Origin of the sequence: Stenotrophomonas sp. PS02300 (assembly GCF_029959395.1) — a bacterium.
GTDB classification, from domain to species: domain Bacteria; phylum Pseudomonadota; class Gammaproteobacteria; order Xanthomonadales; family Xanthomonadaceae; genus Stenotrophomonas; species Stenotrophomonas maltophilia_AD.
The window spans coordinates 1-12,479 of sequence record NZ_JASCOP010000051.1; the positions used below are offsets into that span (position 1 = coordinate 1).

Below are 12,479 nucleotides of genomic sequence, written 5' to 3' on the forward strand. Positions count from 1 at the left end.
TTGCGAAACATGGATGTTTCGCAAGAGCCTCCACGGATGGATTCACGGCGCCCCCCGCAAACCCACACCCGCCGGCCAAGCCGAGGTCGTTAGCAGGCCAAGGCTTTTGCTTTTGCTCCGCGCCTTACGCGCAAACCACCATCACTCGCAACGAATCGCCGTGATGATGTTGTCCTTGTCGAGGAAGACGCGCAGGCGGTCGGGGCGGCGGTCGCGGGTGGCGACGGTGGAGCCGGGGCCGATGGGGATGATCAGGCCGGCGCCGCTCTGCTTGAAGACGGTGCGCATGGTGGCTTCATCGGCGTTCTTGCCGATGGCCCAGGTCAGGCCTTCGGCGTGGCACTCGCCGCTGCCGGTGATTTCCGGGCCGGGCGCGGTGGCGCAGGCGGACAGGGACAGGGCGGTGGCCAAGGCCACCAGCGGAAGCACGTTGCGCGAACGGGTCGTCATGGGTCGCTCCTGCGGTTGCCAGCCCCGACCATACCACCGCCGTGGTGGCCCCGGGGTGGGCGCCGCTACACTGGTGGCCGGAGTCGACGAAGGAGCCGGTGGTGCTGCACGTGTTCATGCTGGGTGGGCGCCATGCCCGCGCGCGGATCGAGGTTCATGACGTGGCGTTCGCCAACGTTGAACGCATCGAGGATGCCTATCCGCAGCTGCGCCGGGACTGGTTTGGCGAGGCCAAGGGACTGCATGTCGATGGCTGGCTGGCCGTCGATGGCGTAGACATGTATCGGGTCGGGTTTGGCGATGCCGCCCCGGCCGCGGGTGAGCCGCGGTTGTTCTTCGTCAACCTCGGCGGCTACGTGCCCGGCGCGCTGGGCGAGGCGCATGACTACCTGCTGCTGGTCGCGCCCGATCTGGCGGCGGCCAAACGCAAGGCCAAGGCGCTGCAGGATGCGCGCTGGGACAAGCCGCATACCGATGCGGTGCTGGAGGTGGATGACTGCATCGCCATCGACCAGGTGGGTGGCCGCCATGTGCAGCTGCTGCGCGCTGCGCATGCGGGCATCGAACAGGTCAGCGATTACATCGTGATCGGCTGATCGCGCAGCGCTGACCACAGGGCTTCCAGGTGCTGGACGAACGCTGCCGGCGCGGTCGCCAGGTTCGCGCTGCCGTGGCGCTCCCCGCCGAAAGGAGCCTCCCCGGGCAGCGACACCCGCGTTTCACCTTCGATGCCGTAACGCGTGCCGCCGTCGATCAGGCTGATGTGCAGCTGGTGCGGGTCGATGCCGCCCCCGCAGAACGTGTGGCTGGCCAGGGTGATTTCCGCCTGGCCATCGCCGTCCAGGTCGGTCACGCCCACGTGCTCCAGGAACCAGCCCGCTTCCAGGTCCAGTCCGGCGCAGGGCTGGCGGATCTGGCGCTGCCATTGCTTGCTCCAGGCCCCGCGCGGGTCTGACCGCGCATGCAGCTGCGCCGTCAGCACCGCCACGTCCAGCACTTCGCCGCTGTCGGCATCCTCATGCGTTTCGTCCCTGCGCTCCAGCACCAGCAGGCCTTCGCCATGGCGGTCGCGGAAGTGCACGCGTCGAAGCACGTTGTCGCGCCCCGGTAGCGGTGCCGCCGTGGCCACGGGTTCGGGAAGCAGGGTCAGTCCCGGCGGCACGGACGTTGGCGCCTCGTCGGCGCAGGCGGCCAGGGCCAGGCAGGCGGCACCGATCAGGGCAGGGCGGGGCAGGCGGAAACGTCGGGGCGGGCAGGGGGGATCGTGCATGGGGATTCGTCGCGTATCTGCCGTGATCATTACCCATCCCTTGTGAGCAAGACCACGCAGCACGTCGCGACCGGCTTGTTTCGATGGGAGGGCCTGCGCCCCGGTAGAATGGTCGCGAAGCCGTCCTGCCGGTGCGGCACCCCCGTTGTCCCGTGTCTCTTCGTACCTCGTTGCTGGCCCTGCCGCTGTGCCTGGCCGCCTGCACCACCGCGCCACCGCCGCGCCCGCCGGTGAATCCCGATGCCCTGTGGGGCCTGATCCAGCGCGACTGCACCGGCCCCGGTGCGCCGCGCGGCGACTGCCTGGCCGTGGACGAAGCGCCGGCCCGGCGCGATGTGCTGGTCAAGGACGCCCACGGTCGCTTCCAGTTCCTGCTGATGCCGCTGGACCGTGTCACCGGGATCGAAAGCCCGGGCCTGCTGGAGGCCGGGGCGCCCAACTATTTCGCCGCCGCCTGGGCGGCGCGCCGGCATACCGAAACCGCGCTGGGCCAGCCGCTTCCGCGTGAAGTGGCCAGCCTGGCGCTGAATTCGGCGCACGGGCGTTCGCAGCACCAGCTGCACATCCACGTGGATTGCCTGCGCGCGGACGTGCTGGCGCAGCTGCAGGGCATGGATGCGGCCATCGGCAGCCAGTGGCAGCCGTTGCCGCAGCCCCCGCGCGGCCACGTCTACCAGGCCCGCCGCGTGGCGGGCGAGGCACTGCAGGTCAACCCGGTGCAGCTGCTCGCGCAGGGGCCTGCCGCAGGCGATGACATGGGCCGCTGGTCGCTGGTGGTGGCAGGCACGGGGCGGGACGACCGTGATCCGGGCTTCCTGCTGCTTGCCACCCAGGCCGATGCCGCGGCGGACCACCAGGCCAGTGGCGAGGAACTGCAGGATCATGCCTGCGCTGTGGTGACCGGCGCGGACGCCGCGTTGGACGGCGTTCGCTGAGCCCCGGCGCGCTTTGCCGCAGTGCAGCGAATTCACCGGGCGGTAGCCGGCTGTAAAACAGCCACGCTATAGTGGTGGATCAATGCGGTGCCCGCTTTCGTGCCCGGGCTGTATGGCGCGTCGTACCTGACCAATTTCATGACTGCTGAAACGACTACTCCGCCGGCCGCTCCGGCCCAGGCTTCCGGTCCGCTGTTCTACCGCCAGCCGCTGCCGCTGCAATCGGACAAGCACGCCAACTGGCGCCTGCGTCCGGGTTCGCTGGCGTTTGCCGCCGAGACCAACGCCATTCCGGCCGTGATCGGCGAATTCGGCATGGCCGCCCAGCATTTCCCCATCCTGTTCACCGGCCAGGATGCCTCACCGATCGTCGCCGTGGGCCTGGCCCGCCGCAACCTGTTCGTGGCCGACGGCAAGTGGGCTGACGACACCTACGCGCCGGCCTACCTGCGCCGCTACCCGTTCGTGTTCATGCAGTCCGATGAAGACGGCAACTTCCTGCTGGCGCTGGACGCCGATTCGGAACAGGTCAACCAGGGCACCAGCGACGAAGGCGAGCCGCTGTTCGTTGACGGCAAGGCGACCGAAGTGGTCGACAACGCCATGAAGTTCTGCGCTGATTTCACCCGCGAATACGAGCAGACCCGCCTGTTCAGCGCCGCGCTGAAGGAACAGGACCTGCTGGTCGAGCGCAGCATCGACGTGACCCTGCCCAGCGGCGAGAAGATGTCGGTGAACGGCTTCCATGTCGTTGACGTGGAGAAGTTCGCCAAGCTGCCCGACGACATCATCGTCGCCTGGCATCGCAACGGCTGGCTGGCCTCGATCCACCACCACCTGAGCTCGCTGGCGCGCTTCAATGCGCTGGTGCAGCGCCAGAGCGCGCAGGCTGCAGCAGCAGCCTGATGACGCGGTAACGCAGTACCACGACGGCGGCCGCAGGGCCGCCGTTGTTGTTTGTGCGACGCTCAGCCACTGCTGCCCGGCGCACGGCGCAGCTGCCGCCGGAACGCTTCCAGCTTGCTCGAGCGTGGCTGGAAATCGATCCCGACCCAGCGGTCCTGCTCCTGGCCGCCGGCGTCGATCTGCAGCTCGTGGTGGAACAGTTCGCGCGTGCCGATGACGTTGTCGCAGATGTCGGTGATCTCGCTGATCGAGGCGACCACGCGGCGACCGCTGCCCAGCCGTTTGACGTGCACGACGAAATCCACCGCGCTGGCGACCTGCCGGCGCACGTTGTCTTCGCTGCCCTGGAAACCGGCCAGGCCGGCCAGTACTTCCAACCGCTGCAGGCAGTCGCGTGCCGAGCTGGCACGCACGGTCGCCATGGACCCGTCATGGCCGGTGCCCATCGCCTGCAGCATGTCGAGCACTTCGGCACCGCGCAGTTCACCGACCAGGATCCGGTCGGGGCGCATGCCCAGGCTGCTGCGCATCAGCTCGCGGGTGCTGACCGCATTCTGGCCGTCGGTGCCCGCCGCGCGGCTTTCCAGGCGCACCACATGCGGGTGCTTGAGGGTCAGTTCGGCGACCTCCTCGACGGTGGCAATGCGCTCGTCGGCCGGGATGTAGCCGGCCAGGGCGTTGAGCAGCGAGGTCTTGCCCGAGTCGGCGGTGCCGCAGATGAGGATGTTGCAGCGGCCCAGCACCATGGCGTTCAAGAGCGCGTGCACGGCGGGATCGAAGCTGCCCATGCGCAGCAGTTCGTCGCAGGTGAAGGGGGTCCGGCGGAATTTGCGGATGGAGACCACCGGACCATCCAGGGCCAGCGGCGGGATGATCGCGTTGAGATGGCCGCCCGCAGGCAGGCGCACATCCGCGATCGGGCTTTCTTCGTCAAGGCGCCTGCCGAGTGGGGCCAGGATGCGGCGCAGGATCCGCAGCAGGTGGTCATCATCGCTGAAGCGTTGGCTGATGGGCAGCAGCTGCCCGCCCTGGGAGACATGGATATCCCGGTAGCCGTTGATGAGGATCGCGTCGATGGCCGGGTCGCGCAGCAGGTCATCCAAGGGGCCGAAGCCGGTCAGTTCCTTGACCAGCGCGGCCGCGACGAGCTCCATTTCCGCGGCGTTGACCGGGATGCGCCATTCCTGCACGAACCGCTCGGTCTGGGTGGTCACATAGCGCGCTACCGTGACGGGCGACCAGGCGTCGATGTCGACCTGGCCATCCTCGATGCTGTTGAGCAGGTGCTCGTGTGCGGCGGCCAGCACCCGGAGAAACTCGTCGGATTGTGCAAACGGCACCCGCGGTTCCGCTGCCGGGTCCGCAGGCAGCGAATCCGCACGCGCAGCGGCCGTACCGAAGGGGGCTAACTTCTTTTCCATTGACGGCTGTCCAGGAAGCGCATGAGGGTTTTCAGGGGGGTGCTTGGCCGGGCAGGCAGCGCCGCAGGGCACAGGCGCGCCAGCAACGGCGCCAGGGCACGCAGGTAGCGCGCGTGGGGGGCATCGTGCAACAGCAGGTGACCATGGTTGGCGCTGGTGCGCAGGCGCTCGCAGCTGGGCAGGGTAGCCAGCAACGGCAGGCCGAACCGGGCAGCGATCTGGGCCGGGCCCAGCCCGCCGCCCTGGTGGTGGCGGTTGACGACCAGCTGCAGGCGCGCGTCGCGGGTACCGGTGGCGTCCAGGTGTTTCAACACGTGGTCCAGTGAGACCAGGGTGCCGATGGCCGGGTCGGCGACCAGCCAGATCTCGTCGGCCCCGTTGAGCAGGGAGCGGGGAATCTGGCGGACGGGCACACCGCCCAGGTCGCACAGCACCGTGCCAAACACGCCGCGCAGGCGCTGCATCAGTACCGCGGGATCGGCAAGGGTGCCGCCATCTCCGCCTGCGGGCTGTCCCAGCAGGTGGAGTCCGCCGTCGTGCCGGGTCATCACGGTGCGGACCAGGCTGGCATCGATGCGATTGGCGTGGCGCAGCGCATCCTCGTAATGGAACTGACTGTCCACGTTGAGGTACAGCGCGGCATCGCCGGCCGGTTGGCCGAGGTCGACCAGCAGGGTATCGGTGGCGTCGCCCTCTCCGGCGCGGGGCGGGGCGAGCTGCTGCGCCATCACCCCGAGATGGGTGGCCAGGGTACTGGCGCCGACCCCGGCGCGGACGCCCAGCAGCAGGACCAGCCGGGCGTTCGCGGCGCCCGGCGCAGGCATGCCGGGAACATCGGCAGGCAGGGCGGCGGCGCGGCGCAGCACGGCGTCGATCTCGGCGGTGCTCGCTTCCAGGTCGAGGATGTCGCGCAGGCCGGCCCGCACGGCCGCGACAATGCCTTCTTCTTCCTTCGAGGAGGTCGAGCCGACCGCGACCAGCGGCAGATCGGGATGGCTGCGCTGGAGCCGCCTGGCCAACTCGCTGGAGGCCTGAGCGGCGCCGCGCAGATAATCCAGCAGCACCACGCAGGGGCCGCCGCGACGATGGACATCCAGGGCGCCGGGGGGCGCGGCGCTGTCCTGCCAGTGCACGCGCATGCCGACCGGCAGCCGGGCTTCGAGCAGGGCGGCGAGGTGGCTGGCGGGGGAGTACAGGACCAGGGTCATCGGCGGCGGCTTCGGGTGCAGCAGTTTCAGGGTGGCGGACATGGGGAGCGTCCTTGCATGCGTCGGATGATATTCAGCCATCGCCGGAGCCGGGGTATGCACAAAATCGGCAGGAGTTTCTGGGCGGTGCGTGTGATATGGCGATGGAAGCGCTGTGAACGAATGATCTTGACGCCGTGTAAACACCTTCACGCAGAAACTCGCGAAAACGCAGGCATTCTGTAGATCAGATCCAGCGACGCATTCCAAAGGGGGGAATGCCCGGCAATCCAGGCAGCGGCCTGCACGGCGGATGGCGAGCGCCGTGGAGTCCACGCCAAACGGGGAAACCACTGTCATGGCCGATGGTGAAGTGCAGGAAGTTGACGATACCGCGTTGCGCCAGCATGACCTGGCGTCGCTGGGCAGCGTGCTCCGGGTCTGCGACCTGGAACTGGTGCTGCTGGATGACAACGGGCCGCGGGCATCGATCCAGTCGCAGGTGCACGATGAATCGCTGTTCTGCACGATCGCCTGCGGTTTCCTGTTTCGCGGTCGTTTCGTGTTGCCGCCGGAATGGTGCCTGCTCGGTTTCATCCACGAGACCGACGAAGCGCGAAGCTGGTGCCATGGCGTGAGCCTGGCCACGGGTACGGCCCTGACGGTGTTTCCGGAGGGCGCCAGTGAATTCGCCGGCCAGCGCCACCGGTACGAACGCGATCCGGGTGGCGCCATCGGGGCGGAACACCAGGTCGCTGGCCGCCACGGCGCGTTGCGTATCCCAGTTGAGCGTGGCCTGGTAGCTCGGCAGCGCCGGATCGGAGTGGCTGGTGATCAACAGTTGGCGGGGCAACTGGTTCTTGTCGGAGATCCACACCTGCCAGTCCACGCCGGGCTGGCGGAAGGCGTAGTGCCGGGTCGGCTCGCCATCGATGCGTTCGCTGCCGACAAACAACGCGGAGGTGATGCCCTGGGTCGGGAACCCCGGGGTGCCCCACAGGAACAGGTCGGCCAGCGGGAATTCCACGCCCAGCCGGGTGGCCGAATCGCTGAGCAGCGCCTGGCTGCTGCGGTCCAGGTTTTCCACGGTGGCGTAGTACTTCTGCTTCGGCGAGTAGATGGTCAGGGTGTGGCCGTCGTAGAACAGCTGCCGGTGCTGGTGGTCGCTGCGGATTTCCACGAAGAAGCGGTCCGGCCCCAGCACCTTGTAATCCACGGTGCCGGCCAGGGCCAGTTTCTGCCCGTCATCCAGCACGTACTCGGTGCGCGTGGTGGCGGCCATGCTGAACTGCGGCAGCGCACGCAGTGCCTTGCCCATGCGGGTCAACGCGCCGATCGCCTCGGGATCGACGGTGGCGGCTGCAGCGGTATCGGCAACGGCAACGGGCGGTGCGGCGCTGGCGATGGGCAACGCCAGCGGGACGGCCAGCACGGCTGCAAGCAGCAGGCAGCTACGGCAGGAACGCATGGTGTTCTCCTGTAGGTCCGGGCCTGCGGGGCAGGCCATGACCCACTGTGCGCACCCGTTACCGGGCGGACAAGCGGAGTTACACCGAAGCGGCCTAGGTATTTCTACCGGTCACGGCGCGCGACGCGGATCGCCTCCGCCACTGGCCACCCATGCGTCCACGGCCTGTTCCACCACGGTCATCGGCATTGCGCCGTTGCCCAGGATCAGGTCATGGAAGGCGCGGATGTCGAAACGGTCGCCCAGCTGCTGCTGCGCCTTGGCACGCAGTGCGAGCAGGCGCAGCTGGCCCATCTTGTAGGACGACGCCTGGCCCGGCTGCACCAGGTAGCGGTTCACTTCGATGCGCACGTCGGCCTCGGTCATGCCGGTCTTCCCGCGCATGTAAGCCACGGCCTGTTCCGGCGTCCAGCGCTTGCGGTGCAGCCCTGTATCCAGCACCAGCCGCACCGAGCGGAACATCTCGGCCTGCAGCCGGCCGATGTCGCCGGCCGGGTCGTCGCGGTAGACGCCGGCTTCGGCCATCAGCTGCTCGGCGTACAGCGCCCAGCCTTCGGAAAACGCGCTGGGGTTGAGGCTGCGGCGCAGCAGCGGCAGGTCGGTCAGGGTCTGCCCGATCGAGATCTGGAAGTGATGGCCCGGCGACCCTTCATGGTAGGTCAGGGTGGGCGTGCTCCAGCGGGTGTTGGAGGCCATGTCGCCCAGGTTGATGAAGAAGGTGCCGGGGCGCGAGCCGTCCATCGCCGGCGGGTAGTAGTAGCCGCCGGGCGAGGTGGCCTGCATGTGCGCCGGCACCGGCTGCACCAGCAGCTTCTGCGGCGGCAGGTGGCCGAAGTAGGTGGGCAGCAGCGGGTCGAGGTCGCGCAGGCGCTGTTCGATGTCGCCGATCAGTTCCCTGCGGCCGGCATCGCTGTCGGCGTAGCGGTAACGCGGATCGTCGCCCAATGCCCGGATGCGCTCGGCCACGGTGCCGTCGCGCAGGCCGATCTCGCGCAGGCGCGCGTCCATGCTTTTTTCCAGGCGCGCCACTTCGTCCAGGCCGATCTGGTGGATGGCATCGGCGCCCAGGTCGGTGCTGGTGTACCAGCGCAGGGCCGCGTTATAGAACGCATCGCCATGCGGCAGCGCCCACATGCCCTTGTTGCCGGGGTGGGTGGCCTGCAGGGCCTGCACGCGGTCGAGCAGGCGCTGGTAGCCGGGGTTGACCGAATCGCGCACGGCCACGGTGGCCTGTTCGACCAGGGCGGCGCGTTCGGCGGCGGGAATGGCCGGCAGTTTGTCCAGCTTGCGCTGCAGCGAACCCACCCACAGGCTGTCCTTCGGCGCGGGCGTGAGCAGCGTGCGGAACTGGCTGGCCGCGCCGGCCAGGGCCAGTTCCGGTGGCACCACGCCCTGCGCAGCCTGCATGTCCAGGTTGGCGCGCACCTGGTCCAGCTTGCTGCCCATCGCGTTCAGGCGCGCGATGTAGTGGCGCGCACTGGTCACGTCGGTGACGGCATGCTGGTTGTCGAAGAACTGCGGCAGGTTCACCGGCAGGCTGAACAACTGGTCCACCGCATAGGTGCTGCCGCCCACTGGCAGCCACGCCGCGGCCCACGGCACCGCCATCAGGTCGATCTGCGCCTGGTAGAACCAGCGCGCCAGGCCGTCGCTGAGCTGTTGCTGCGGGTCCAGCGGCGCGCCCTTCCACGCCTTGATCGCGGCCAGGTTGTCGGCAAGGAAGCGCCGGTTGACCTCGCGCTGGGCCAGCGACACGTCGGTGAGCCGGTCGGAGGTATCGGCCGCGCCGTCGCCGCTGATCCCGAGCAGGGTTTTCAGTTCGGGATCGGCGTTGATCGCGGCCATGGTCTGTGCGTCGAGCAGTGCATTGAAGCCCTGCGCCTGCGGCACGCTCGCGGCGGTGGGTGCGGTCTGTGCGACAGCGGTGCCGGGCAGCAGCGCGGCGGCGATGGACAGGCAGAGCAGGGCGGGTACGGCGAGCGTGGACGACGGCACGGGGCGAACTCCAGCAGCGGGCGGGTGTCCCGCAGCCTAAGCCAGTGCGGGCGCCGCGTCAGCTGCGCCGTTCGAAGCCGTCCGCGCTCCAGCCTTCGCTGCCCACGCCGTGATGGATCACGAACAACCCGTCCGGGTCGTAGCGTCGCTTGGCCGCCAGCAGCCGCGGGTAGTGCGGGCCCCAGAACGATTGCTGCCAGTCGCGCTGGAAGAAATCGCACTCGGAAACGTAGGTCGGCGCGGCAGGCAGCACCGCGCGCAGCGCGTCATAGGAACGGCTGACCTTGGCGCTGGCGCCACGCGCTTCGGCTTCGTCCACCGTGCCGCCGCTGCCGGCAAAGGCCGGGCCGCCGGCGTTGCCGATCAGCGCCAGCGCGAAGGCATCCAGCACCGCCGGATGCATGGCGGTATCGCGGCTGGCCGCGAGGGCATCGGCCGGTGCGCCGAACAGGCCCTTGTTGCAGTGCAGTTCCACCGGCATGTGCGCGGCGGCGCTGCAGATGGCTGCGGCGGCGGCATCGCGCCGGGCATCGCCCAGCAGTGCGGAAGGCATCCACGCCGAGGCATAGCCATGCAGGTACCAGCCGACCTGGCCCTGGTCGCCCTTCCACAGCATGTGCGTGGCCGGCGCGCCCACGCGGGTGTCTTCGGCGATCAGCGTCGGGGCATGCCTGCGGAAGAAGTCCGCGTCCCACATGTGCTGGGCGGGCAACGCCAACGCGTGCAGGGGATCGATCACCGTGTACTGCGGGCGCGCGGCCACCCACGCCGCAAACGGCGCCCACACCGCCGCGGCCTGTTCCTGGCTCAGCCCCTGGAACACCATCGACGCCGCGAACGTGCGATGGCTGTCGAAGCGCAGCTGTTCGCCCCACTGCGGGTTGCACAGCGCTTCGCGGTAGAAGCGCAGCACTTCGGCGGCCAGTGCCTGAAAGGACGCGTCGCTGTCTGCCTTGACCTTCATCGACACGCCGCCGAACGTGGTCGGCAGGGCATGGGTGCGCAGCGTGATCCGGCTCACCACGCCAAAGCTGCCGGCGCAGCCGCCCTTCAGCGCCCAGAACAGCTCGGGATCCTGGGTCGCATTGACCACCCGCACACGGCCGTCGGCGGTGACCAGCTCGGCTTCGAGCAGGCTGGCCGCTGCCGTGCCGAACCCCTTGGAGAAGCTGCCGAAGCCGCCGCCGGTGACCAGCCCGGTGACGCCCACCGAGGTGCAGCCGCCGCCCTGGACGTAGCGACCTTTGCGCGTGGTGACCGCATCGTAGGCATCGATCCACATCGCGCCGGCGCCCAAGCTGACCGCGGGTTGCGATGCGGTACCGGTCGGTGCGCCCTGCGCTACGAAGGCATCGTGCAGCTCCACCGCGTTCATGGCGCGCGTCCAGACCAGCAGCGAATCGGGCGCGCAGGAGGTGCCGTGGTAGCTGTGCCCGCCGCCCTTGACCACCAGCCGCAGCCGGTGCCGCCGCGCGAAGTCGACCGCGGCGGCGACATCGGCGCTGTTGGTGGCTGCCACCACCCGCGCGCTGGGCCGCGACAGCCACGCCCCGTGGTAGCCACTGGTCTGGGTCAACGCGGGCTGGTCGCCGATGAAGAACGGGTTCTGGATCTGCGCCAGTGCCTCGGCGCGCGTGGCAGCATCACCGAGGAACGGTGAGACCGGCACCGATAACCGTCCACCGACGGCGCGGGACAGCTGGTCCCATTCATCGGCCGACGGCCATCCGGCGGTACCAGGACGGACCCGGGCGAGGGCATTGCGTGACGCCGTTGCGTTGCCCGCAGCGGCCTTCTGGACCAACGGAAGCAAGGGCAGGGCGAGGCCGGCTTTCAGGCAGTCACGACGTTTCATGGCGGTCACAGGCAGAGGGCGATGACCCCAGCATGTGCCCGTCAACCGTTGGTGTCATTGGCCTGGGGCCGAATGACGGTCACCCGGGACGAATGGCGCCCTCGTGGTGACGTGGGTTCTGGTCGGTTCGCGGTTACGAGGCCCGGATCGACCAGCACGCGGCGGTGAACACCACCCGATCGCCCCGCACGAACGGTGCGAAGGCGTCGACCACGGTCGACAGCACCCGCTGCCGGACGTCCGGATCCAACCCCCCGGCCCGCAACGCCTGCCCGACCGGCCCCAGCAATGACACGTACGTTGGCAGGTCGTCGCGGGCGATGCTGCATTCCACATCGAGCGGCGCGACGTCGATGTGGTCCCATCCGCTCTGGTCCAGAATCGCCCGAACCCTGTCCGCATCGGCAAACGCAAACTGCCCCGGCCCACCTTCGGCCCGCGCCGGCAGGGTCAGCAGCGACGCTGCGGCGCGCTCGGCGGTGGTCATGAACGGATTCTCGCCCGGACTGCGCCAGGCAATGGCATGCAGCACGCCGCCGGGACGCAGCGCCTGCCGCAGGTTGCCGAACGCGCGCACCGGATCATCGAAGAACATCACCCCGAACCGCGACACGATGCGGTCCAGGCTGGCGGGGGCAAAGGGATGCTGCTGGGCATCGCCCACGGTGAAATCGATGGCCTTGCCGGCAGCCAGCGCCCGCTCACGTGCCACGGCGATCATCGGCGCGGAGATATCCACGCCGCTGCAGCGGCCCTGCGGGCCCAGCCGATCGGCAATGGCCAGGCAGACCGCGCCGGTGCCGCAGCCGACGTCGAGCACGCGCGCATCGGGCTCGGCGGCGATGGGATCGGCAAGAATCGGCTCGAAGCCGGCGAACATGCCGTCGAGCAGGGACTGTGCCTTTACCCAGGCGTCGCCGGCGGGGCCGTTCCAGAGGTCGTGGTGGCTGGGTGGCGATGCTGCGTTCGTCATGTCGGCGCTTCTCGAGGGG

At 69.1% G+C, this 12,479-nt stretch carries 11 protein-coding genes; 3 read left to right on the forward strand and 8 right to left on the reverse strand.

The genetic code is table 11. The annotated features are described in order from the left end of the window. Window positions 1-141: 141 nt before the first annotated feature. Window positions 142-450, reverse strand: coding sequence for a hypothetical protein (locus QMX79_RS11085; protein ID WP_282246800.1), 309 nt, complete (start codon window positions 448-450; stop codon window positions 142-144). Between the two features lie 101 nt (window positions 451-551). On the opposite strand from QMX79_RS11085, the gene QMX79_RS11090 reads away from it, so the two are divergent. Continuing rightward, the gene (locus tag QMX79_RS11090) at window positions 552-1,046 is read left to right on the forward strand and encodes a DUF1543 domain-containing protein (RefSeq protein ID WP_282246801.1); all 495 of its coding nucleotides are present in this window, start codon (window positions 552-554) and stop codon (window positions 1,044-1,046) included. Here QMX79_RS11090 and QMX79_RS11095 read toward each other — a convergent pair. Continuing rightward, window positions 1,028-1,720, reverse strand: coding sequence for a hypothetical protein (locus QMX79_RS11095; RefSeq protein WP_282246802.1), 693 nt, complete (start codon window positions 1,718-1,720; stop codon window positions 1,028-1,030). The two genes, QMX79_RS11090 and QMX79_RS11095, sit on opposite strands and share 19 nt — an antisense overlap. 152 nt (window positions 1,721-1,872) lie before the next feature. On the opposite strand from QMX79_RS11095, the gene QMX79_RS11100 reads away from it, so the two are divergent. Further along, a complete protein-coding gene (locus QMX79_RS11100; RefSeq protein ID WP_282246803.1) occupies window positions 1,873-2,655 on the forward strand; it encodes a CDP-diacylglycerol diphosphatase in 783 nt (260 codons plus the stop codon). An 87-nt stretch (window positions 2,656-2,742) separates the two neighbouring features. Continuing rightward, complete coding sequence (locus QMX79_RS11105; RefSeq protein WP_282246804.1) at window positions 2,743-3,561, forward strand: SapC family protein; 819 nt, start codon at window positions 2,743-2,745, stop codon at window positions 3,559-3,561. A gap of 62 nt (window positions 3,562-3,623) precedes the next feature. Here QMX79_RS11105 and QMX79_RS11110 read toward each other — a convergent pair whose 3' ends face one another. The 6 genes from QMX79_RS11110 to QMX79_RS11135 all read right to left on the reverse strand — a co-directional run bounded on the left by QMX79_RS11110 (window position 3,624) and on the right by QMX79_RS11135 (window position 12,460). After that, window positions 3,624-4,982, reverse strand: coding sequence for a CpaF family protein (locus QMX79_RS11110; RefSeq protein ID WP_282246805.1), 1,359 nt, complete (start codon window positions 4,980-4,982; stop codon window positions 3,624-3,626). Next, window positions 4,967-6,232 carry a fimbrial protein gene (locus QMX79_RS11115; protein WP_282246806.1) on the reverse strand — a complete coding sequence of 422 codons (1,266 nt, stop codon included), beginning with the start codon at window positions 6,230-6,232 and terminating at the stop codon, window positions 4,967-4,969. Before QMX79_RS11115 ends, QMX79_RS11110 begins: the two co-directional genes overlap by 16 nt. Window positions 6,233-6,416: 184 nt before the next feature. Then, the gene (locus QMX79_RS11120; RefSeq protein ID WP_282246807.1) at window positions 6,417-7,637 is read right to left on the reverse strand and encodes a DUF2092 domain-containing protein; all 1,221 of its coding nucleotides are present in this window, start codon (window positions 7,635-7,637) and stop codon (window positions 6,417-6,419) included. 111 nt (window positions 7,638-7,748) lie between these two features. Further along, window positions 7,749-9,632, reverse strand: coding sequence for a DUF885 domain-containing protein (locus QMX79_RS11125; protein ID WP_282246808.1), 1,884 nt, complete (start codon window positions 9,630-9,632; stop codon window positions 7,749-7,751). 58 nt (window positions 9,633-9,690) lie between these two features. Further along, the gene (locus tag QMX79_RS11130) at window positions 9,691-11,487 is read right to left on the reverse strand and encodes an FAD-binding protein (protein ID WP_282246809.1); all 1,797 of its coding nucleotides are present in this window, start codon (window positions 11,485-11,487) and stop codon (window positions 9,691-9,693) included. A gap of 133 nt (window positions 11,488-11,620) precedes the next feature. Beyond that, the gene (locus QMX79_RS11135; RefSeq protein ID WP_282246810.1) at window positions 11,621-12,460 is read right to left on the reverse strand and encodes a class I SAM-dependent methyltransferase; all 840 of its coding nucleotides are present in this window, start codon (window positions 12,458-12,460) and stop codon (window positions 11,621-11,623) included. Window positions 12,461-12,479 lie beyond the last annotated feature (19 nt).